The organism is Kitasatospora sp. NPDC001225 (genome assembly GCF_053597855.1).
Genome location: NZ_JBSFJC010000039.1, coordinates 1 through 20,245 on the forward strand (window position 1 = coordinate 1; position 20,245 = coordinate 20,245).

Genomic DNA, 20,245 nt, shown 5'->3' on the forward strand with positions numbered 1-20,245 from the left:
ATCGCAAGGCGGAGGAGGGAGCCACTGCGGTGGGGGCACCTCCCGGCCGAAGGCTGGGGGCCATTGGCGACCGACGACAACGCGGCGAGGTGCGTGCCCCAACGCCGCCCCGCAGACGCGAGTTCGAAGGCAGGCCCTGTGGCCTGCCCTCAACCCCCGGTCAGCCAGGCGGACGACGGGCCCCTGCCCCGGAGAGCCCGGAGCGCGGGCAGTGCCCCCGCCGTCACAGCCGCCCGCCCAGCGCCCGCGCCAGCGCCTCGGCCACCCGCAGCTGCCGGGCCTCGGTGAGGTGCGGGTGCAGCGGCAGGCTGAGCAGTTCGCGGGCGGCCCGCTCGGCGACCGGGAACGTTCCCTCGCGGTGGCCGAGGTGACGGAACGCGGGTTGCAGGTGGACCGGCACCGGGTAGTGCACCCCGGCGCCGATCCCGGCGGCGTGCAGCGCGGCCAGCACCGCGTCGCGGTCCCGGCCGGGGCCGATCCGCACCGGGTACAGGTGCCGGACGTGCTCGTTGCCGGGCGCGGTACGGGGCAGGGCGAGTCCGTCCAGCCCGCCCAGCAGCGCGTCGTAGCGGGCGGCAGCGGTCCGGCGGGCGGCGTTCCAGGCGGGCAGCCGGCGCAGTTTGGCCCGCAGCACGACGGCCTGCAGCGCGTCCAGCCGGGAGTTGCAGCCGAACCGTTCGTGCCGGTACCGGTCGCGGGCGCCGTGGTCGCCGGTCAGCCGGACGGCGTCGGCCAGGGCGTCGTCGTCGGTGAGCACCGCCCCGGCGTCGCCGTAGGCGCCGAGGTTCTTGCCCGGGTAGAAGCTGGTGGCCGCGATCCGCCCGTACCAGGTGCGCCCGTGCTGCCGGGCGCCCTGGGACTGCGCCGCGTCCTCCACCACCGGACGGCCGTCGGCCGCCGCCAGCAGCGGGCCCATCGGGGCGAGTTGGCCGAAGAGGTGGACGGGCAGCAGCGCGACCGCGCCGGGCAGCGCGGCGGCGGCCCGCTCCGGGTCCATCAGCAGGTACTCCGGGTCGGCGTCGACGAGCACCGGGCGCAGCCCGGCCCGCAGCACCGCCTCGGCGGTGGCGACGAAGGTGTTGGCGGGCAGCACCACCCCGCCGCCGGGCGGCAGGTCCAGGGCGCGCAGGGCCAGTTCGAGCGCGTCGGTGCCGTTGGCGGCGCCCACGCAGTGCCGGACGCCGACGAAGGCCGCGTACTCCCGCTCGAAGGCGGCCACTTCGGGGCCCTTGACGAAGGCTCCGGAGACGAGCACCCGGTCGAAGCCGGCCCGCACCTCCTGCGCCACCTCGGCGTGCGCCGCCGCCAGATCGACCAGCGGAACGCCCTCCCCCGTCGCACCGCCGCCCTGGGCCGGAACGCCCACCCCCGCCCCCGCAGCGCCGCTCCCCGAACCGTGCACCACCCCGCTCACCGCGCCTCCGCCCCGGCCCGGACCGCCGCGCCCACCGGCACGGTGACCCCGCCGAGTTCGAGGCTGAGCGAGGCCGCCTCCAGCAGCTGCAGCACCCGCACCCCGGCCCGGCCGTCGGTGAGCGGGGCCCGGCCCTCGGTGATGGCGGCGGCGAACTCGGCCATCACGTTGCGCAGCGCCTCCTGCTCGACCAGTGCCGGCGCGACCATCTCGCCGACCCGGTAGGAGATCAGCGCCCGGTGCCGGATCTCGTCGGTGAGCTGGTCGGGCGGGGTGAGGTCGACGCCCCGGTCGTGCACCGCCAGCCGGGCCTGCGGGTTGAGGTCGTCCCAGACCAGGGTGCGCCGCGAGCCGCCGATCAGGGTGGTGCGGACCTTGGTCGGGGAGAGCCAGTTGACGTGGCAGTGCGCGAGCGCGCCGTTGCTGAGCCGGACCGTCAGGTACGCGACGCAGGCGCGGCCGGCCCCGATCGGGTCGGCGCCCTGGGCGGACACCCCGACCGGTTCGACCCCGGGCGGCAGCACGAAGTCCAGGATCGACAGGTCGTGCGGGGCGAGGTCCCACAGCACGTCGACGTCCGGCTGCACCAGGCCGAGGTTGATCCGCACCGAGTCGAAGAACTGGACGTCCCCGATCTCCCCGCCGTGCACCAGCTCCCGGATCCGCCGCACCGCGGGGGTGTAGCAGAAGGTGTGGTCGCACATCAGCACCAGCCCGCGCCGCTCGGCCAGGTCGACCAGTTCCTCGGCCTCGGCGGCGGAGGTGGTGATCGGCTTCTCCACCAGGACGTGCTTGCCGGCCTCCAGCGCCGCCCGCACCAGCGCGTAGTGGGCGCCCGCCGGTGTGGCCACCGCGACCGCGCCGACCCGTTCGTCCGCCAGCACCCGCCGGTAGCTGGCGGTCGCCCCGACGGTGCTGTACTCCCCCAGCACCGCGCGGGCCTTGGCCTCGTCCAGGTCGCACAGCCAGTGCAGCCGCAGCGCCCGGGTCTGCTGCGCGTTGCGGACCAGCTTCGGGCCCCAGTAGCCGGCCCCGACCACGGCCAGCCCGACGGGGCGCTCGGGCACCGGCCGGGGCGGCTCGTCCGGTGAGGGTACGTGGCCGCCGGGTGCCTGGTTGGCGGCCTGCCAGTGGTCGTCCTGCGGTTCCGACGTCATCGCACGGGCCCCTTCGCTCAGCGCCGGGGTGGGCGGCAGGCCCTCCCCGGTGGCCTCAACGTCCGGCGCGGGCACGGGAGTCGGGCCCGCCCGGCGGTTGCTCCGCGCGGTCGGCCGCGTCCCCCCTTCGGCTCGCTGCCGGAACGGTACCGGCCGCGTACCGGCCTCCGGGGCCGTTTCGGTAAATCGGCGGACAAGTCGTGACGGACGCGTGCGCGTTCGGCCAGCATCGGGTGACCGCCGGGCCGGTCCGTGGCGCCACCGGCCGCCGCCGCACCCCGGTTGCGCGGTTGTCAGTGCCGTTTGACAGGCTTGCCCCTGAACAGGCTTGCCCCGGACGGGCCCGGTCACTCCGGCCGACACCGGGTTACCAGGAGGAGGACGACGGATGACCACCGGTGAGCCGGCGGGCCCGCCCGTGCTGCGCCACCACCGCGACAGCCTGCTGCCCGCCGTCGCCGCCGCGCTGTCGCTCAAGGGCGGCGAGGTGCACACCCTGGCGGGCGACAAGGACCCGCGCCGCCCGGTGCTGCACCACCTGGTCGCCGATTTCCTGGACGCCCTGCCGACGGAGGCCCGCGAGCGGTTCACCGGCCGCTGCCCGGAGGCCGTCCTGCTCTCCCAGCACCTGGCCGCCGTCGACGGCCGGCGCTCCAAGCGCGCCGCCCGCAAGCCGATGACGCTGCACGAGGCCCGCAAGGCGCTCAAGGGCTCCCGGATGACGACCGTCCGCATCCGCGAGGAGGGGGATCCGGCGCACGGCAGCCACGCCCCGCCCTGCCGCTCCTGCGCTCCGATGCTGGAGCACTTCACCGTACGCAGCGTCGCCGTCGGGCCGCCCGCGCACTGACCGCCCGCGCACCGGCCGGCCGAGCCGTCGGCACGTCCCCCGTCCCCCAGCCCTGGAGCCCGCCCTGAACCCGCCCATCCCGCCCGCGCCGGCCACCCTCTCCCCCGCCGGCGCCCGGACCCGCCCGCGCTTCCCCGCCGACGTCGCCGCCGAGCTCAAGGCGGCCGGCTGGCACCCCGGCCGCTGGCAGATCCGGCAGGCCGAGGAGTGGGCCGACGCCCTGGTCGGGTACGGCGCGCCCACCGGCGTGACGCACGCGGTGTTCCCGGCGGCGGTGGAGGCCTGGGCCGAGTTCGGCGGCCTCGCCTTCGACCTGTCCGGCCCGGGCCGCCAGCTGGCCCGCACCCCGTTCCTGATCGACCCGCTGTGCGGCCTGCACCAGCCGCGCACCCTGCTCGACCTCGGCCGGGCGCTGGGCACCCGGCTGGCCCCGCTCGGCGAGGAGGCGTACGGGCAGGCGCTGCTGGCCGTCGACGAGGAGGGCCGGGTCTACAGCCTGGACCACACCGGCGAGTGGTTCCTCGGGCACGGCATCGACCAGGCGGTCTCCGCCCTGGTCCTGGGCACGGCCCCGGAGCGGCTGCGGACCCCGGACGAGTACTGACGAGTACTGACGGGCACCGAGGCGTACGGAGGAGGAGCACCGGGAGCGCCGGAGTGCCGGGCCCGGCTCAGCGCAGCCGCTCGGCCCGCACCGCCAGCCGGGACGGCAGCACCGCCTCGATCCGGAACCCGCCGTCCGCCTCCGGCCCGGAGGAGAAGGTGCCGCCCAGCGCGATCACCCGTTCCCGCATCCCGACCAGCCCGTTGCCCCCGCTGGGCAGCTTCGCCGCGCCCCGCTCCCCGCCCGGGCAGGCGTTCACCACGGCCACCCGCACCCCGTTCGGCGCGTACGAGAGCAGGACGGACACCTGGGCGCCGCCCGCGTGCTTGTGCGCGTTGGTCAGGCCCTCCTGGACGACCCGGTAGGCGGTCTGCTCGGCCTCGCCGGTGAACTCCTGCCGGCTGCCGCTGACCGTCAGGGTCACCGCCATCCCGGCCACCCGGGACTGGTCCACCAGCCGCGGCAGCCCGGCCAGCGAGTCCGGCTCCGGCTGCCGCTCGTCGTCCATCCGCAGCACCCCGAGGATCTCGCGCAGTTCGTTCAGCGCCTGCCGGCCGACCTCGCCCATCAGCTTGGCGCTCTGCGCCGCCTTCTCCGGGTCCTTGCCGACGATCCGCTCCAGCGCCCCGGCGTGCACCACCATCAGCGACACCCGGTGCGCCACCACGTCGTGCATCTCCCGGGCGATCCGGGTGCGCTCCTCCAGCCGGGCCCGGCGGGCGCGCTCCTGCGCCTGCTCGGCCAGCAGGTCCAGTTCGGTCTCCAGGCCGTGCGCACGGTCCTTGAGCGACTCGATCAGCCGCCGCCGCGCGCCGACGTACAGTCCGGTCAGCACCGGGGCGACCGTCAGCCCGACCGCCACCAGCAGCGACAGCAGGATCTGACCCCACAGCGGCGGCGGGTCCACCGGCCCGTCCCCGGGCGTCATCAGCGACACCGCCATCACGGCGGCCGCCTCGGCGAAGGCCAGCGCGGACAGCGCGACCACCCGGCGGCGCCGCGAGGGCCACTCCCAGGTCGACGCCAGCGTGTACAGCGCCACCACCAGCAGCACCACGCCCAGCATCCCGGGCATCACCAGCAGCGTCACCAGCACCGGGACGGCCGGCCAGCGCCGGCGCACCACCAGGGAGCCGCCGGCCAGCGTGCCGAGCACGGCTATCCCGACCGCTCCCGCGGTGCTGACGTGGATCCGGGCGGAGAGGAAGGCGATCGTGCTGGCCGCGCACTCGACGGCGGCGAGCAACGCCAGCCCGATGTCCAGGAAAGCGCTGCGCGGCCGCTTCCACCACAAGAACGACCGGACCGGCACGCGCTCCCCAGGCGAGTTGCTCATGCCCCACAGCGTAAGCGGCAACCCCCTCCCCTCCCCACCGGGATCTCCCCGTACACCCCCCTAGGCCGTCAAGTGGTCCAGACCACAGGTGGTTTTCGGCAGCCCTGTCCGCCATCCGGCCACGTCGCGGACAGCACCCTCCCCGACACCTATGCTGGTCGCGTCGGACAGCGCGGTCCGCACGCGTCACACCCGCCACACGCGTGTGGACCTGTGACGATGAGCCGTTGCCGAACCCCACCACCACAGGGAGACAGCCGTGACCGCTCCGGTCCCCACCCCGGCGGACAGCCCCACGCCCGTCGTCGCCGATCCCGACAACGCCGCCCTGCGTGCGGACATCCGCCGCCTCGGCGACCTGCTCGGCGAGACGCTGGTCCGCCAGGAGGGCCCCCAGCTGCTGGGCCTGGTCGAACAGGTCCGCCTGCTGAGCCGCACCGACGGCGAGGCCACCGCCGAACTCCTCTCCGACATCGACCTGGACACCGCCGCGAAGCTGGTCCGGGCGTTCTCCACCTACTTCCACCTCGCCAACGTCACCGAGCAGGTGCACCGCGGCCGCGAGTTCGCCACCCGCCGCGCCCGCGAGGGCTCGCTGCTCGCGCAGACCGCCGACCTGCTCGCCGAGGCCGACGCCAAGCACCTCCAGGACACCCTGGCCCACCTCGCCGTGCGCCCGGTCTTCACCGCGCACCCCACCGAGGCCGCCCGCCGCAGCGTCCTCAACAAGCTGCGCCGGATCGGCGAACTCCTCGACCGCATCCACCGCGACGAGGTCACCTCCGGCCTGGCCGCCGCCGACCAGGCCCGCACCAGCAGCGCCAAGCGCTCCGCCGACCGCCGCCTGGCCGAGGTCATCGACCTGCTCTGGCAGACCGACGAGCTGCGCATCGCCCGCCCCGAGCCCACCGACGAGGCCCGCAACGCCGTCTACTACCTGGACGAGCTCTACCGCGAGGCCGTCCCCGAGGTCCTGGAGGAGCTGCACGAGGAGCTCGCCCGGGTCGGCCTGAGCCTGCCCGACGGCGTGCGCCCGCTCACCTTCGGCACCTGGATCGGCGGCGACCGCGACGGCAACCCCAACGTCACCCCGCAGGTCACCTGGGACGTCCTCAACCTCCAGCACGAGTACGGCATCAAGGACGCGCTCGCCGCGATCGACGACCTGCGCAACACCCTCTCCACCTCCGAGCGGCTGGCCGGCGCCTCGGTCGAGCTGCTCGCCTCGCTCAACACCGACCTGCACCTGCTCCCCGAACTCAGCCCGCGCTACAAGCGGATGAACGCCGAGGAGCCCTACCGCCTCAAGGCCACCTGCATCCGGCTCAAGCTGGAGAACACCCGCGAGCGGCTGGCCGGCGGCACCCCGCACGTCGAGGGCCGCGACTACCTCGGCACCCGCGAGCTGATCGCCGACCTGCGGCTGATCCAGGACTCGCTGCGCTCCCACCGCGGCGAGCTCATCGCCGACGGCCGCCTCGCCCGCGCCATCCGCACCGTCGAGGCCTTCGGCCTCCAGCTCGCCACCATGGACGTGCGCGAGCACGCCGAGGCCCACCACCACGCCCTCGGCCAGCTCTTCGACCGGCTCGGCGAGGAGGCCTGGCGCTACGCCGACATGCCCCGCGAGTACCGGCAGAAGCTGCTCGCCAAGGAGCTCCGCTCGCGCCGCCCGCTCGCCCCCACCCCGGCCCCGCTGGACGAGGCCGGCACCAAGACCCTCGGCGTCTTCAACACCGTCCGCCAGGGCTTCGAGCGCTTCGGCGACGAGATCGTCGAGAGCTACATCATCTCGATGTGCCAGGGCGCCGACGACGTCTTCGCCGCCACCGTGCTGGCCCGCGAGGCCGGCCTGATCGACCTGCACGCCGGCATCGCCAAGATCGGCATCGTGCCGCTGCTGGAGACCACCGACGAGCTCCAGCAGGCCGACCGCATCCTCGACGAGATGCTCTCCGACCCGTCCTACCGCCTGCTCGTCTCGCTGCGCGGCGACGTCCAGGAGGTCATGCTCGGCTACTCCGACTCCTCCAAGTTCGGCGGCATCACCACCTCCCAGTGGGAGATCCACCGCGCCCAGCGCCGGCTGCGCGACGTCGCCCACCGCTACGGCATCCGGCTGCGCCTGTTCCACGGCCGCGGCGGCACCGTCGGCCGCGGCGGCGGCCCCTCGCACGAGGCCATCCTGGCCCAGCCCTGGGGCACCCTGGAGGGCGAGATCAAGGTCACCGAGCAGGGCGAGGTCATCTCCGACAAGTACCTGCTCCCCTCGCTGGCCCGGGAGAACCTGGAGCTGACCCTCTCCGCCACGCTCTCCGCCTCCGCGCTGCACACCGCCCCGCGCCAGGCCCCCGAGTCGCTGGCCCGCTGGGACGCCGCGATGGACCAGGTCTCCGAGGCCGCCCACACCGCCTACCGCGGCCTGGTCGAGCAGGAGGACCTGCCGAAGTACTTCTTCGCCTCCACCCCGGTCGACCAGCTCGCCTCGCTGCACCTGGGCTCCCGCCCGTCCCGCCGCCCCGACTCCGGCGCCGGCCTGGACGGCCTGCGGGCCATCCCGTGGGTGTTCGGCTGGACCCAGTCCCGGCAGATCGTCCCCGGCTGGTACGGCGTCGGATCCGGCCTCGCCGCCGCCCGCGCGGCCGGCCTCGGCGACGTGCTGGACGAGATGTACGGCGAGTGGCACTTCTTCCGCAACTTCCTGTCCAACGTCGCCATGACGCTGGCCAAGACCGACCTGCGGATCGCCCGCCACTACGTCGAGCAGCTGGTGCCCGGCGAGCTGCACCACGTCTTCGACGAGATCAAGGCCGAGCACGCGCTCACCCTGCGCGAGGTGCTCCGGCTCACCGGCGAGAGCGAACTGCTGGAGCACAACCCGGTGTTGAAGCAGACCTTCGCCGTCCGCGACGCCTACCTCGACCCGATCTCCTACCTCCAGGTCGCGCTGCTGCGCCGCCAGCGCGAGGAGCTCTCGGCCGGGCGCCAGGACGACCCGCTGCGCGCCCGCGCGCTGCTGCTGACCGTCAACGGCATCGCCGCCGGCCTGCGCAACACCGGCTGACGGCCGACTCGAGAACGGCCGAGGGCCGGTGTCCCGTCGGGGACACCGGCCCTCGGCCGTGAGGTTCCTACTCCGCGGTCTCGCCCGCGCGCTTGCGCTTCAGCCACAGCGCCGCGCCGCCGGCCGCCACCACCAGGCCGCCGCCGACCGCCAGCAGCCCCGCGTCGGGGCCCATCGAGTCACCGAGCACCGGGCCGAACTGCGCCGCCGCCGGCTCCGGGGAGACCGCCGGGTCCGACTCGGCGACCGGCTCCGCGTGCGCCACCGCACCGCCCGACAGCAGGACGCCGGCCACCCCCAGTGCACCGGCCGTACCGACCCGCCGGCCGAGCCGCCTCAGCTCGACCCCCCGGCTCCACCGCACTCGGCGGTCCGGACGCAATTCCCGCATCGAGAACTCCCCAGGACTCGTTCGCGTACCAGGCCGACGCTATCCGATCCCGCACAGGTTTCTCACACCGATTCAGGTTTGACGGGCCAAGCGTTGTACGACCGTTGCGTACCCCGCACAGGGTCCTGACGGACGGTCAGGAGGCTCAGGAGTTGTACGTCCCCTGGGCCCGCTCCAGCCCCTCGGACAGCAGCGCCTCCACCGCGTCCGCCGAGCGGTCCACGAACCACTCCAGCTCCTTGCGCTCGGTCGCGGAGAAGTCCTTCAGCACGAAGTCCGCGACCTCCATCCGGCCCGGCGGACGGCCGATCCCGCAGCGCACCCGGTGGTAGTCCGGGCCCAGCGACTTGGTGATCGACTTCAGCCCGTTGTGGCCGTTGTCCCCGCCGCCCAGCTTCAGCCGCAGCGTCGCGTAGTCGATGTCCAGCTCGTCGTGGACCGCGACCAGCGCCGAGGCCGGCGCCTTGTAGAAGTCGCGCAGCGCCGTCACCGGCCCGCCGGAGAGGTTCATGAAGGACATCGGCTTGGCCAGCACCACCCGCCTGCCCGCCAGCCGTCCCTCGGCCACCTGCGCCCGGCTCTTGTGCGCCTTGAACCTGGCACCCATCCGCTGCGCCAGCAGGTCCACCACCATGAAGCCGATGTTGTGCCGGTTCCGGGCGTACTGCTCCCCGGGGTTGCCCAGCCCGACCACCAGCCACGGGCCCTCGTACTCGTCCGCCATGCCGTCCTTCCTCTCCTTCGCGCTCGTCGTCATCATCCCGGACACGCCGCTGCCCCGGGCGCTCCGACGGGAGCGACCGGGGCAGCGGTCCGACTAACGGGGCGAGGCTCAGGCCTCGGTGCCCTCGGCCTCGGCGGCCTCGTCCTCGGCCGGGGCGGCCTGGGCGCCGATGACCTGCAGCACGACGGCGTCGGCGTCGACGGCCAGGGTGACGCCGGCCGGCAGGACGATGTCCTTGGCGTGGATGGCCGCGCCGGCCTCCAGGCCCTCGACCGAGACGGTGACCGACTCGGGCAGGTGGGTGGCCTCGGCCTCGATCGGGAGCGCGTTCAGGACGTGCTCCAGCAGGTTGCCGCCGGCGGCCAGCTCGCCCTCGGTGTGGACCGGGATCTCGACGGTGACCTTCTCGCCGCGCTTGACCAGCAGCAGGTCGACGTGCTCGATGGTGCGCTTGATGGCCTCGCGCTGGACGGCCTTCGGCAGGACGTACTCGTCCTTGCCCTCGATCGGGACGACCAGCAGGGCGTTCGGGGTCTTCAGGGCCATCATCAGGTCGTGGCCGGGCAGGTTCAGGTGAACCGGGGCGTGGCCGTGGCCGTAGACGACACCGGGGACGAAGCCGGCGCGGCGGGCGCGACGGGCGGCACCCTTGCCGAACTCGGAACGGGTCTCAGCGGCAATACGGATCTCGGACACGACTGCACTCCTCGTGGAAATGGCGCGGGGGTGCAGGCAATGCGAAAACCGCCGGGACCACACCCTCAGTACGTTCGGGGGTCACTCGGCGGCAACGGCCTGCCGGTGGACGGGAGTCCGGCACCGGCAGCGCGTCGATCACGGAGCGGGCACCCGGCAAGCAGGCGCACGGCATCCCTCGCCGAGCAGTTTCACGAGTCTAACCGCACGAGCGGCCTCCCGCGAAATCGGCGGCGGCCCCGGTCCGACCGGACCGGGGCCGCCTGCACGGGCCTTCGTCAGTGCACGCCCTCGAAGAGGCTGGTCACGGAGCCCTCCTCGAAGACCTCGCGGATCGCGGCGGCGATCGACGGGGCGATGGACAGCGTGGTGATCTTGTCCAGCTGGATCGAGGCCGGGGTGGGCAGCGTGTTGGTGAACACGAACTCGCTCACCCGCGAGTTCTTCAGCCGGTCCGCGGCCGGGCCGGAGAGCACACCGTGGGTGGCGGCCACCACGACGTCCGCGGCGCCGTTGTCGAACAGCGCGTCGGCCGCGGCGCAGATGGTGCCGGCGGTGTCGATCATGTCGTCGACCAGCACGCAGACCCGGCCCTTGACGTCACCGACGACGTCGGCCGACAGGATGGTGTTGGCCTGGGTGATGTCGCGGCGCTTGTGGATGATCGCCAGCGGGGCGTCCAGCCGGTCGCACCACTGGTCGGCGACCTTCACGCGGCCGGCGTCCGGGGAGACGACCGTCAGCTTGTCGCGGTCGACCTTCCCGCCGATGTAGTCGGCCAGCAGCGGCAGCGCGAACAGGTGGTCCACCGGGCCGTCGAAGAAGCCCTGGATCTGCGCGGTGTGCAGGTCCACGGCCATCAGGCGGTCGGCGCCGGCCTGGCGCAGCAGGTCGGCGACCAGGCGCGCCGAGATGGGCTCGCGGCCGAGGTGCTTCTTGTCCTGGCGGGCGTACCCGTAGAACGGCAGGATCGCGGTGATGCTCTTGGCGGAGGCCCGCTTCAGAGCATCGATCATGATCAGCTGTTCCATGATCCACTGGTTGATGGGAGCCGTGTGGCTCTGCATCACGAAGCAGTCCGCGCCGCGCGCGGAGTCCAGGAAGCGGACGTAGATCTCGCCGTTGGCGAAGTCCAGGGCCTTGGTGGGGACCAGCTCGGTCCCGAGCGCCTCGGCCACCTCCTTCGCCAGCTCCGGGTGGGCACGGCCGGAGAAGAGCTTCAGCTTCTTCTCACCCGACGTCGTGATCCCGCTCACTGCACCGTCTCCTCGCGTTGCGAACGCTGAACCCTCGACCCGGTGGCGGGCAGGCAGGGCCCGCTCGCGGTACGGGTTGGGGAATTGTCGGTACGCCTGGACACGGGCGGTAAGCCCTGTGGCGCACGTATGTCCCCAAGGTTACGCGCCCGCGCAGAAACCGTCCGCCTCGGGACCGTCCCCCGGCCCCGGCCCGCCCGCTCAGGCCTGCTCGGCCCCGTCCGCCGCCGCCTTCGCGGCCTGCGCGGACACCGTCCCGGGGCGCTTGCGCTCGACCCAGCCCTCGATGTTGCGCTGCGTGGCCCGGTTCACACCGAGCGCCCCGGCCGGGACGTCGTTGGTGATCACCGAGCCGGCGCCGGTGTAGGCGCCGTCACCGACGGTGACCGGGGCGATGAACATGTTGTCCGAGCCGGTGCGGCAGTGCGCGCCGATGACCGTGCGGTGCTTGTTCACGCCGTCGTAGTTCACGGTGACGGAGGCCGCGCCGATGTTGGTGCCCTCGCCGATCGTGGCGTCGCCGATGTAGGACAGGTGCGGCACCTTGGCGCCCTCGCCCAGCTCGGAGTTCTTCACCTCGACATAGGTGCCGACCTTCGCCTTGCGGCCCAGCCGGGCGCCCGGCCGCAGGTAGGCGTACGGGCCGGCGGTGGCCAGCTCGCCGATCTCGGCGCGGTCGGCCGTGGTGTTGCTCACCCGGGCGCCGACACCGACCAGGGTGTCCTTGAGGGTCGAGTTCGGGCCGACCTCGCAGCCCTCGCCCAGGTGCGTGGCGCCCTGGAGCTGGGTGTTCGGCAGCACCACGGCGTCCGGCTCGTACGTGACCTGCACGTCGAACCAGGTGGTCGCCGGGTCCACCACGGTGACGCCCTCGCGCATCGCCCGCTCCAGCAGGCGGTCGTTCAGCAGCCGGCGGGCCTGCGCCAGCTGGACCCGGTCGTTGATGCCCAGGATGTCCCGGTGGTCCTCGGCCACCACGGCGCCGACCCGGTGGCCCGCCGTGCGCAGGATCTCCAGGGTGTCGGTCAGGTACTCCTCGCCCTGCGAGTTGTCCGTGGTGAGCTCGCCCAGCGCCGCGGTGAGCAGCTTGGCGTCGAAGGCGAAGACGCCGGAGTTGATCTCGGTGATCGCGCGCTGGGTGGCGCTGGCGTCCCGCTCCTCGACGATCGCGGCGACGGTGCCGTCCTCGTCCCGCAGGATGCGGCCGTAGCCGAAGGGCTCCGGGACGACGGCGGTCAGCACGGTGACGCCGTTCTGCTGGGCGGTGTGCGCGTCGGCCAGCCGGCGCAGGGTCTCCCCGGTCAGCAGCGGCGAGTCGCCGGCGGTGACGATCACGGTGCCGTCCAGCACGGCGCCGTCGGCGGCCAGCGACTCCAGCGCGGTGCGCACCGCGTGCCCGGTGCCGTTCTGCTCCGCCTGCACCGCGGTGCGGGTGGCCGGGTAGTGCTCCGTCAGGTGCGCCACGACCAGCTCGCGCTGGTGGCCGACCACGACGACCAGCTGGCCGGGCGTCAGTTCCCGGGCCGCCGAGACCGCGTGACCCACCAACGAGCGGCCGCACACCTCGTGCAGCACCTTGGGCAGCTTGTTCGACTTCATCCGGGTCCCGCCACCGGCGGCGAGCACGACAACGGCGGCAAGCGAATTGGCACCCATGCGGGGAGGCTCCTCGGTAGGTTCACAGAGAGGGCAGAGCAGGCCCGGCCCGGACCCAGGCCGGTCGCCATTCGCACAGTCCGCCGAGCAGCACCGACAATACCGGCGCTACGGATAACGCCCGAACCCGAGGCGTGCAGAGGCTCCGCCGCTAGGATTCGAACCCAGACAAAGGCCTCCAAAGGGCCCTGTGCTGCCATTACACCACGGCGGACAGTCGTGTCAGACCCTACCCGAGAGGGCCCTGCCGTGGGTATCGACTTGACCGATCCACGGCCCGGATTCCAGCCCCGGCGGCCGAACCCGTCGGCCCCCCGGTTCATCCATCCAGTCGGGTGAATTCACTCAAGCGCCGCGCGGCGGTGTGTTCCCCTGGACACGGAGCGCAACCTACGATGCCGTAGGTTACGCCAACGTAGCTCCGCTTCGCTCCCGTTCCGGGACGCCGCACAAGGGACGCCCATGACCATCCAGGCAGGCGAGGCGCGCGCGGGGAACGCCGCGTCCCGCACTCCGTCTCCCGACCCCGAACCCGCCGAACCCACCGACCCCGCCGCACCCGTGGAGACCGACGACGCCGTGGAGACCGCCGACCAGACCGCCGGGACCGGCGACTCCGACACCGCCGCCACCCGGCTCTCCGCCACCCGCGGCGGCGAGAAGCAGGGCCCGGCCGAGCGGATCGCGCTCTCCCTGTTCATCCTCGTGCCGTTCGCCGCCCTGGTCGCCGCCGTCCCGGTGGCCTGGGGCCGGGGGCTGGGCTGGACGGACCTCGCGATCACCGTCGGGATGTACTACCTCACCTGCCACGGCATCACCATCGGCTACCACCGCTACTTCACCCACGGCGCCTTCAAGGCCGGCCGCCCGATGCGCCTGGCGCTGGCGATCGCCGGGAGCCTCGCCGTCGAGGGCCCGCTGGTGCGCTGGGTGGCCGACCACCGCAAGCACCACCGGTTCAGCGACAAGGACGGCGACCCGCACTCGCCGTGGCGCTACGGGGAGAGCGTCCCGGCGCTGATGAAGGGCCTCTGGTGGGCCCACATGGGCTGGATGTTCGACGAGGAGCAGACCCCGCAGCTCACGTACGCCCCGGACCTGGTGCGCGACCCGGCCCTGCGGCGGATCTCCCGGCTGTTCTGGCTCTGGACCACTATCTCGCTGCTGCTGCCCGCGCTGATCGGCGGCCTGGTGAGCCTGTCCTGGGAGGGCGCGCTCTCCGCCTTCTTCTGGGGTTCGCTGGTCCGGGTGGCGCTGCTGCACCACGTCACCTGGTCGATCAACTCGATCTGCCACGCCGTCGGCCGGCGCCCGTTCCGCTCCCGGGACCGCTCCGGCAACGTCTGGTGGCTGGCCGTGCTCTCCTGCGGGGAGTCCTGGCACAACCTGCACCACGCCGACCCGACCTCGGCCCGGCACGGGGTGCTCCGCGGGCAGATCGACTCCTCGGCCCGGCTGATCCGCTGGTTCGAGCTGGCCGGCTGGGTCCGGGACGTCCGCTGGCCGGACGCGCAGCGGATCGCCGCCCGCCGCGCCGCATGAGGCGGCGCTTCCAGCATGATGTAGGGGTGAACGGGAGCAGCGCAGACAGCAGGGGCGGTCACCACGGCACGCGGACGGACGCGGCGCCCGCCACGGCGCAGGCCCGTCCGCGGGCCGCCGCACCGGCGGCCGGCACCGACGACGGAGGTCCGGACCGGGGCGCCGGCGGCGGCCCGGCCCCGACGGCCCGCCGCCGGGGCGGCCGGGTCCGGATGACCGGCAAGCAGCGGCGCGAACAGCTGCTGGAGATCGGCCGGACGGTCTTCGCCGAGCGCGGCTACGACGGCACCTCGGTGGAGGAGATCGCCGAGCGCGCCGGGGTGTCGAAGCCCGTGGTGTACGAGCACTTCGGCGGCAAGGAGGGGCTGTACGCGGTGGTCGTCGACCGCGAGATGCAGCTGCTGCTGGACATGGTCACCGGGGCGCTGACCGGCGGGCACTCGCGCGAGCTGCTGGAGCAGGCCGCCTTCGCGCTGATGGACTACATCGACACCTCGACGGACGGCTTCCGGATCCTGGTCCGGGACTCCCCGGTGGCCCAGTCGACCGGCACCTTCGCCTCGCTGATCAGCGACATCGCCACGCAGGTCGAGGACATCCTGGGCCTGGAGTTCAAGTCCCGCGGCTTCGACGCCCGGCTGGCCCCGATGTACTCGCAGATGCTGGTCGGGATGGTCGCGCTGACCGGGCAGTGGTGGCTGGAGGTCCGCAAGCCGGACAAGGCGACGGTGGCGGCGCACCTGGTGAACCTCGCCTGGCACGGGCTGGAGGGCCTGGAGCGGCACCCGCGGCTGGTCGGCGAGCGCAAGGGCTGACCGGCCGGGCCGCCCGGGCCGACCCGGCCCCGCGGCCGCCTCACCCGTACGGCCGTCTCACCCCCGCGGCCGTCTCACCCCCGCGGCCGCCTGGTTCCCACGGCGAAGATCCGCCGGAACGGGAAGACCGTCCCGCGCGGCCCGGCCGGGTAGGCCTCGCGCAGCAGCCGCCCGTACTCGGCCAGGAAGGCGGCCCGGTCGGCCGGGTCGGTGAGCCGGGTGAGGACCGGGCGCAGCGCGGTGCCCTTGACCCACTCCAGCACCGGGTCCGGCCCCGGCAGCAGGGTGCGGTAGGTGGTCTCCCAGACGTCCGGCAGGCAGTCGGCGGCGACCAGGGCGTCGAGGTAGCGCTCGGGCGGGTGGGCGCCGGCCCGGACGGCCTCCTCGCCGAGCAGGCCCCGCCAGCGGGCGCTGCGGCGCAGGTCGGCGAGCAGGGTGTGGCTGGGGGCGTCGAAGTTGCCGGGCACCTGGAAGGCGAGCACCCCACCAGGTTCGAGGGCCGCCGCCCAGCGCGGCAGCAGCGCCAGGTGCCCGTCCACCCACTGGAGGGTGGCGTTGGAGACGATCAGGTCGGGCCCGGCCGGGGCCGGGTCGTACTCGCGGGCGTCGGCGAGCAGGTACTCGGCCGTGGGCTCGCCCTCGGTACGGGCGGTGGCCAGCATCGGGGCGGAGTTGTCGACGCCGGTGAGGCGGGCGGTCGGCCAGCGCTCGCGCAGCGCGGCGGTGGAGTTGCCGGGGCCGCAGCCGATGTCCAGGATCACCTCGGCACCGGGGTGCGGGAGGGCGGGGACGCGGGCGAGCAGTTCGCGCAGCGGACGGTTGCGTTCGTCGGCGAAGCGCAGGTACTGCTCCGGGTCCCAGACGGGGGTGGTCATGGTTCACCTCGCAGGTATCTCGATATCAAGATATCCAGCGTTAGCCTTGCTGGCACATTTCTCGATGTCAAGAGACTTCACATCGACACATCCACCGATACACTGATCGTCATGGAGGACGAGGTCGACAGGCTGGTCGCAGCGTGGCGCCGGGAGCGCCCCGACCTCGACGTGGAGCCGCTGGAGGTGCTCAGCCGGGTCAGCCGGCTCGCCCGGCACCTGGACCGCGCCCGCCGCACCGCCTTCGCCGAGCACGGGCTGGAGCCCTGGGAGTTCGACGTCCTGACCGCCCTGCGGCGGGCCGGCTCCCCGTACCAGCTCTCCCCCGGCCAGCTGCTCACCCAGACCCTGGTCACCTCCGGCACCATGACCAACCGGATCGACCGCCTCACCGGCAAGGGCCTGGTCAAGCGCCTGCCCGACCCGGACGACCGTCGCGGCGTGCTGGTCAGGCTCACCGACGACGGCCGCGACCGCGCCGACCAGGCGCTCGCCGGACTGCTCGCGCACGAACGCGAACTGCTCGCCCAGCTCACCTCCGGCCAGCAGACCGAACTCGCCGCGCTGCTGCGCGTACTGGTCGCCCCGTTCGACAACATCCCGGGCTGACGGCTCCGGGCTGACGGCTCCGGGCCCGGGCTTGCGGGTCAGGGCCGTTCGACGGTGCCGACCACCGGGGACGGCGGGGGCGCGGCCGGCTCGGCCGGGCTGACCCCGGCCCGGCGGGCGACCGCGACGGCCGCCAGCGTGGAGTGCACCCCGAGCTTTCCCAGCACGTTCTGCATGTGCGTCCGGACGGTGTGCGGCGACAGGTAGAGCCGCTCCGCGACGGCCTGCCGGCCGAGGCCCGCGACCATACAGCGCAGGATCTGCTTCTCCCGCGGCGTCAGGGTGTCCACCAGCCGCTCGCTCTCGGTGCGGTCCCGCCGGGCGGTGGTGAGCTCGCGGATCACCCCGGTGAGCAGCGCGGGCGGCAGGTGCGTCTCGTCCCGCAGCACCCCCCGGACCACCGCCAGCAGCCGGGCCAGTGAACTCTCCTTGGCCACCCAGCCGGTGGCGCCCGCGTGCAGGGCGCGGGCGGCGCGGTGCGGGTCGTCGGCGGTGGCCAGGACGACGGCGCGCAGCCCGGGGTGGGCGCGGCGGAGCCGGGCGAGCAGGGTGATGCCGTCCGGTGGCGGGGCGGCGGGTCTGAACTGATCGCCCCGCAGCGGGTCCACCGCGGCCCGCACCCCGGTCGGCAGCCCGCCCGACAGCGGAACCGGCACCCCCACCGGTACGGCCGGCCGGCGCGGCTGCGGCACGGGCGGGGCACCGCGGCCGCGCCGGGCCTCGTCGCCGTACTCCGCGCCGGGCCGACGGCGGGCCGGCACTCCGCCGCCCGCCTGCGCTCCCGGCACGCCCGCCTGGCCGCCAGCCCCGATCGTCCCGGCCGCACCGACCGTCCCGACCGGCTCGACGCCCAGGTCGGCGTCGATCAACGCCACGTCGTAGGACCGGCCCTCGCCGGCCGCCCGCTCCAAGGCCCGCTCGGCGGCGGCGGCACTGCCGGCCGCCCCCACCTCCACGTCCGGCTCGGCGGCCAGCGCCGCGGCCAGTGCCTCGGCGAAGATCCGGTGGTCGTCGACCACCAGGACGCGAATCCGCCCCATCGTCCCTCCCCCTGCTCGCACCGCCCGAGCCCGGGGGCGGGGACCGGCCCGGCATCCGCGTTCCGGACCCGCCGTTCCGCCCGCCCACCGGTGGCCGGTGAGGCCGAATGGGCGCCGGCCCCCACCGGTACCGCACTCAGCGTACGGGGCGGGATACGCGCTCGTGGCGATTCGGTGAAGTTTCGTCAGAAGGTGCGTGAGTGGCCGGACTTGGACCGTCCGACCCCCACTCCACCACTGCTCACCGGCCACTGCTCACCGGCCGTTGCTCACCGGCCTTTCTCACCGTCCGTTCTTCGCCAGGGTGAACGTCCAGGCGTCGGCGACGATCTCGTCCAGGTTCGGGCGGCGCGGGGTCCAGCCCAGCGTCTCGTGGGCGCGGGCGGCCGAGGCCACCAGCACCGCCGGGTCGCCGGCCCGGCGGCCCGCGACCTGCACCGGGATCTCCCGGCCGATGACGCGCTTGACCGACTCGATCACCTCGCGCACCGAGAAGCCGCTGCCGTTGCCCAGGTTGCAGATCAGGTGCTCGCCCGGCTTCGCCGCGTCCAGCGCCAGCAGGTGCGCCTCGGCCAGGTCCGCGACGTGGATGTAGTCGCGGACGCAGGTGCCGTCCGGGGTCGGGTAGTCGTCGCCGTACACCGCGATGTGCGGACGCTGCCCCAGCGCGGCCTGGAAGACCAGCGGGATCAGGTGCGACTCGGGGTCGTGCCGCTCACCGTAGGACCCGTACGCACCGGCCACGTTGAAGTAGCGCAGCGAGACGGCGGCCAGGCCGTGCGCGACGGCCTCACTGGTGATCAGGTGGTCCACCGCGAGCTTGGTGGCGCCGTAGGTGTTGGTCGGCGCGGTGCGGGCGGTCTCGGCGATCGGCACGGCCTCCGGCTCGCCGTAGGTCGCGGCGGTGGAGGAGAACACCAGCTTGCGCACGCCCGCCGCGCGCATCGCGCTGATCAGCTCCAGCGAGCCGGCCACGTTGTTGCGCCAGTACTTCTCCGGGTCCGCGACCGACTCGCCCACCTGCGAGGAGGCGGCGAAGTGCAGCACGCCGTCGAAGGAACCGTCCAGCACCTTGTCGGCCTCCTGGATCCGGCCCTCGACGAACTCGGCACCGGCCGGGACGCCCTCGCGGAAACCGGTGGAGAGGTCGTCCAGGACGGTCACCCGGTGCCCCGCCTCCAGCAGGTGGGCGGCGACCACACTGCCGACGTAGCCGGCGCCACCCGTGACCAGGTACTTACTCATGTTGCGACCTCCAGCGAACGACGGTCCGCCCGGTCGGGCGGAAGCCGTCGACGGAATCCGTACGACTGGGGTCATTCTCCCAATCCCACCGGGGTGCTCCGCGCCACCCGGACGACTGCTTCCAGCCTTCTCACCAACTCCTCAGCCGCCGGCCATCCGCTCCAGCAGACCGGTGCGCGCCGCCACCGCGGCCGCCTCCAGCCGGGTCCGTGCGCCGAGCTTCATCAGCACCCGCTGGACGTGCGTCCGGGCGGTGCTGGCGGCGATCCGCATCCCGGCGGCGATCGCCGCGGTGTCCTCGCCGTCCGCGATCCGGGCCAGCACCTGCACCTCACGGCGGGTCAGCAGCCGCAGCAGCCGGACGGCCTCGTCGTCCGGTTCGGCCGCCGGGCGCAGCAGTTGGTCGAAGGCGCCGCGCAGGATGTCCACCGCGACCGCGGCCTCGCCCGCGCGCGCCCGCCCGATGGCCCGCTCGACCACCTCGATCCGCTCGTCGCTGGGCACGTACCCGGCCGCGCCGGCCGCGAACGCCCCTGCCACTCCGCGCAGTTCGCCCACCGGACCGAGCACGATCACGGCCACCTCAGGGCGCTCCCGACGGATCCGGCGCAGCCCGTCGAAGGCACCCGACTCCCCCGGCGCGGCCACCCCCAGCAGACACACCTCGGGCCGCCGCCCGACCACCAGATCGGCGGCGACACCGGCCGGGGAGCCGACCGCCAGCACCCGGTGGCCGCGCAGCTGAAGTGCGGTGGCCAGCGCTTCGGCCAGCAGCCGGTGGTCGTCCACCACGACGAGTCGAACACCCATGACACCCTCCCGGTCGGGGTTCGGCTCGCGCCCGCACCCCTCGGGCGGGCGGCCGATGACGCACCATCACAGCGCATTCCGTACCCGACCCGCTAGGCCGTGGCGTGTCGGGCCGCGGAACCGGTCGGGAAACGCGAAAGACCCCCGCCGTGAGGCGAGGG

18 protein-coding genes and 1 tRNA gene are annotated in these 20,245 nt (G+C 73.9%); 6 read left to right on the forward strand and 13 right to left on the reverse strand.

Going from position 1 to position 20,245, the window contains the following annotated elements:
• Window positions 1-223: 223 nt before the first annotated feature.
• Window positions 224-1,414: a DegT/DnrJ/EryC1/StrS family aminotransferase gene (locus ACWDCZ_RS16050; protein ID WP_449816194.1), complete on the reverse strand. Its 1,191-nt coding sequence runs from the start codon at window positions 1,412-1,414 to the stop codon at window positions 224-226.
• On the reverse strand, window positions 1,411-2,571 hold the full coding sequence (locus ACWDCZ_RS16055) for a Gfo/Idh/MocA family protein (RefSeq protein WP_449816195.1): 1,161 nt from the start codon (window positions 2,569-2,571) through the stop codon (window positions 1,411-1,413). The genes ACWDCZ_RS16050 and ACWDCZ_RS16055 overlap by 4 nt, the downstream gene beginning before the upstream one ends.
• Window positions 2,572-2,959: 388 nt before the next feature.
• Here ACWDCZ_RS16055 and ACWDCZ_RS16060 point away from each other — a divergent pair, with 388 nt between their 5' ends.
• Window positions 2,960-3,421, forward strand: coding sequence for a YwqJ-related putative deaminase (locus ACWDCZ_RS16060; RefSeq protein ID WP_049653632.1), 462 nt, complete (start codon window positions 2,960-2,962; stop codon window positions 3,419-3,421).
• 76 nt (window positions 3,422-3,497) lie between these two features.
• Entirely contained in the window at window positions 3,498-4,025 is a 528-nt protein-coding gene (locus tag ACWDCZ_RS16065) for an SUKH-3 domain-containing protein (RefSeq protein WP_049653631.1), read from the forward strand.
• Window positions 4,026-4,092: 67 nt separating this feature from the next.
• Here ACWDCZ_RS16065 and ACWDCZ_RS16070 read toward each other — a convergent pair whose 3' ends face one another.
• Window positions 4,093-5,361 (reverse strand): sensor histidine kinase, encoded by a 1,269-nt coding sequence (locus tag ACWDCZ_RS16070; RefSeq protein WP_049653628.1) that lies wholly within the window; start codon window positions 5,359-5,361, stop codon window positions 4,093-4,095.
• A 259-nt stretch (window positions 5,362-5,620) separates the two neighbouring features.
• Between ACWDCZ_RS16070 and ppc the strand changes: the two genes are divergently transcribed.
• The gene (ppc, locus tag ACWDCZ_RS16075; protein WP_049653627.1) at window positions 5,621-8,425 is read left to right on the forward strand and encodes a phosphoenolpyruvate carboxylase; all 2,805 of its coding nucleotides are present in this window, start codon (window positions 5,621-5,623) and stop codon (window positions 8,423-8,425) included.
• A gap of 67 nt (window positions 8,426-8,492) precedes the next feature.
• Here the strand turns inward: ppc and ACWDCZ_RS16080 are convergent, their stop codons facing one another.
• From ACWDCZ_RS16080 to ACWDCZ_RS16105, 6 genes are all read right to left on the reverse strand, one after another.
• Window positions 8,493-8,816 carry a hypothetical protein gene (locus ACWDCZ_RS16080; RefSeq protein ID WP_143204483.1) on the reverse strand — a complete coding sequence of 108 codons (324 nt, stop codon included), beginning with the start codon at window positions 8,814-8,816 and terminating at the stop codon, window positions 8,493-8,495.
• A 145-nt stretch (window positions 8,817-8,961) separates the two neighbouring features.
• The gene (gene pth / locus ACWDCZ_RS16085) at window positions 8,962-9,540 is read right to left on the reverse strand and encodes an aminoacyl-tRNA hydrolase (protein WP_074001289.1); all 579 of its coding nucleotides are present in this window, start codon (window positions 9,538-9,540) and stop codon (window positions 8,962-8,964) included.
• Between the two features lie 108 nt (window positions 9,541-9,648).
• Window positions 9,649-10,236, reverse strand: a complete 588-nt coding sequence (locus ACWDCZ_RS16090) for a 50S ribosomal protein L25/general stress protein Ctc (protein ID WP_049653621.1) — start codon at window positions 10,234-10,236, stop codon at window positions 9,649-9,651.
• 278 nt (window positions 10,237-10,514) lie between these two features.
• Window positions 10,515-11,492 (reverse strand): ribose-phosphate diphosphokinase, encoded by a 978-nt coding sequence (locus ACWDCZ_RS16095; protein ID WP_049653615.1) that lies wholly within the window; start codon window positions 11,490-11,492, stop codon window positions 10,515-10,517.
• A 201-nt stretch (window positions 11,493-11,693) separates the two neighbouring features.
• Window positions 11,694-13,148, reverse strand: coding sequence for a bifunctional UDP-N-acetylglucosamine diphosphorylase/glucosamine-1-phosphate N-acetyltransferase GlmU (glmU, locus tag ACWDCZ_RS16100; RefSeq protein ID WP_375876031.1), 1,455 nt, complete (start codon window positions 13,146-13,148; stop codon window positions 11,694-11,696).
• Window positions 13,149-13,291: 143 nt separating this feature from the next.
• Window positions 13,292-13,362: transfer RNA gene (locus tag ACWDCZ_RS16105), tRNA-Gln, on the reverse strand.
• Between the two features lie 248 nt (window positions 13,363-13,610).
• On the opposite strand from ACWDCZ_RS16105, the gene ACWDCZ_RS16110 reads away from it, so the two are divergent.
• Entirely contained in the window at window positions 13,611-14,690 is a 1,080-nt protein-coding gene (locus tag ACWDCZ_RS16110; protein ID WP_079271852.1) for a fatty acid desaturase, read from the forward strand.
• 212 nt (window positions 14,691-14,902) lie between these two features.
• Window positions 14,903-15,505 carry a TetR/AcrR family transcriptional regulator gene (locus tag ACWDCZ_RS16115; RefSeq protein WP_063780418.1) on the forward strand — a complete coding sequence of 201 codons (603 nt, stop codon included), beginning with the start codon at window positions 14,903-14,905 and terminating at the stop codon, window positions 15,503-15,505.
• Between the two features lie 74 nt (window positions 15,506-15,579).
• On the opposite strand, the gene ACWDCZ_RS16120 is transcribed toward ACWDCZ_RS16115, so the two are convergent.
• Window positions 15,580-16,380, reverse strand: a complete 801-nt coding sequence (locus ACWDCZ_RS16120; RefSeq protein WP_449816196.1) for a methyltransferase domain-containing protein — start codon at window positions 16,378-16,380, stop codon at window positions 15,580-15,582.
• 111 nt (window positions 16,381-16,491) lie between these two features.
• Between ACWDCZ_RS16120 and ACWDCZ_RS16125 the strand changes: the two genes are divergently transcribed.
• Window positions 16,492-16,989 (forward strand): MarR family winged helix-turn-helix transcriptional regulator, encoded by a 498-nt coding sequence (locus tag ACWDCZ_RS16125; RefSeq protein WP_049660288.1) that lies wholly within the window; start codon window positions 16,492-16,494, stop codon window positions 16,987-16,989.
• 38 nt (window positions 16,990-17,027) lie between these two features.
• On the opposite strand, the gene ACWDCZ_RS16130 is transcribed toward ACWDCZ_RS16125, so the two are convergent.
• The 3 genes from ACWDCZ_RS16130 to ACWDCZ_RS16140 all read right to left on the reverse strand — a co-directional run bounded on the left by ACWDCZ_RS16130 (window position 17,028) and on the right by ACWDCZ_RS16140 (window position 20,084).
• Window positions 17,028-18,029, reverse strand: coding sequence for a LuxR C-terminal-related transcriptional regulator (locus ACWDCZ_RS16130; RefSeq protein WP_449816197.1), 1,002 nt, complete (start codon window positions 18,027-18,029; stop codon window positions 17,028-17,030).
• A 282-nt stretch (window positions 18,030-18,311) separates the two neighbouring features.
• Window positions 18,312-19,274 (reverse strand): UDP-glucose 4-epimerase GalE, encoded by a 963-nt coding sequence (galE, locus tag ACWDCZ_RS16135; RefSeq protein WP_449816198.1) that lies wholly within the window; start codon window positions 19,272-19,274, stop codon window positions 18,312-18,314.
• A 141-nt stretch (window positions 19,275-19,415) separates the two neighbouring features.
• Window positions 19,416-20,084 carry a response regulator transcription factor gene (locus ACWDCZ_RS16140; protein ID WP_049653699.1) on the reverse strand — a complete coding sequence of 223 codons (669 nt, stop codon included), beginning with the start codon at window positions 20,082-20,084 and terminating at the stop codon, window positions 19,416-19,418.
• Between the last annotated feature and the right edge of the window lie 161 nt (window positions 20,085-20,245).

Coding starts and splice junctions, on each gene's coding strand:
- ACWDCZ_RS16140 (WP_049653699.1), bottom strand. CDS start 20,084: ATGGGTGTTCGACTCGTCGTGGTGGACGACCACCGGCTGCTGGCCGAA.
- ACWDCZ_RS16120 (WP_449816196.1), bottom strand. CDS start 16,380: ATGACCACCCCCGTCTGGGACCCGGAGCAGTACCTGCGCTTCGCCGAC.
- ACWDCZ_RS16115 (WP_063780418.1), top strand. CDS start 14,903: ATGACCGGCAAGCAGCGGCGCGAACAGCTGCTGGAGATCGGCCGGACG.
- ACWDCZ_RS16130 (WP_449816197.1), bottom strand. CDS start 18,029: ATGGGGCGGATTCGCGTCCTGGTGGTCGACGACCACCGGATCTTCGCC.
- glmU (WP_375876031.1), bottom strand. CDS start 13,148: ATGGGTGCCAATTCGCTTGCCGCCGTTGTCGTGCTCGCCGCCGGTGGC.
- ACWDCZ_RS16080 (WP_143204483.1), bottom strand. CDS start 8,816: ATGCGGGAATTGCGTCCGGACCGCCGAGTGCGGTGGAGCCGGGGGGTC.
- galE (WP_449816198.1), bottom strand. CDS start 19,274: ATGAGTAAGTACCTGGTCACGGGTGGCGCCGGCTACGTCGGCAGTGTG.
- ACWDCZ_RS16110 (WP_079271852.1), top strand. CDS start 13,611: ATGACCATCCAGGCAGGCGAGGCGCGCGCGGGGAACGCCGCGTCCCGC.
- pth (WP_074001289.1), bottom strand. CDS start 9,540: ATGGCGGACGAGTACGAGGGCCCGTGGCTGGTGGTCGGGCTGGGCAAC.
- ACWDCZ_RS16055 (WP_449816195.1), bottom strand. CDS start 2,571: ATGACGTCGGAACCGCAGGACGACCACTGGCAGGCCGCCAACCAGGCA.
- ACWDCZ_RS16125 (WP_049660288.1), top strand. CDS start 16,492: ATGGAGGACGAGGTCGACAGGCTGGTCGCAGCGTGGCGCCGGGAGCGC.
- ACWDCZ_RS16060 (WP_049653632.1), top strand. CDS start 2,960: ATGACCACCGGTGAGCCGGCGGGCCCGCCCGTGCTGCGCCACCACCGC.
- ACWDCZ_RS16070 (WP_049653628.1), bottom strand. CDS start 5,361: ATGAGCAACTCGCCTGGGGAGCGCGTGCCGGTCCGGTCGTTCTTGTGG.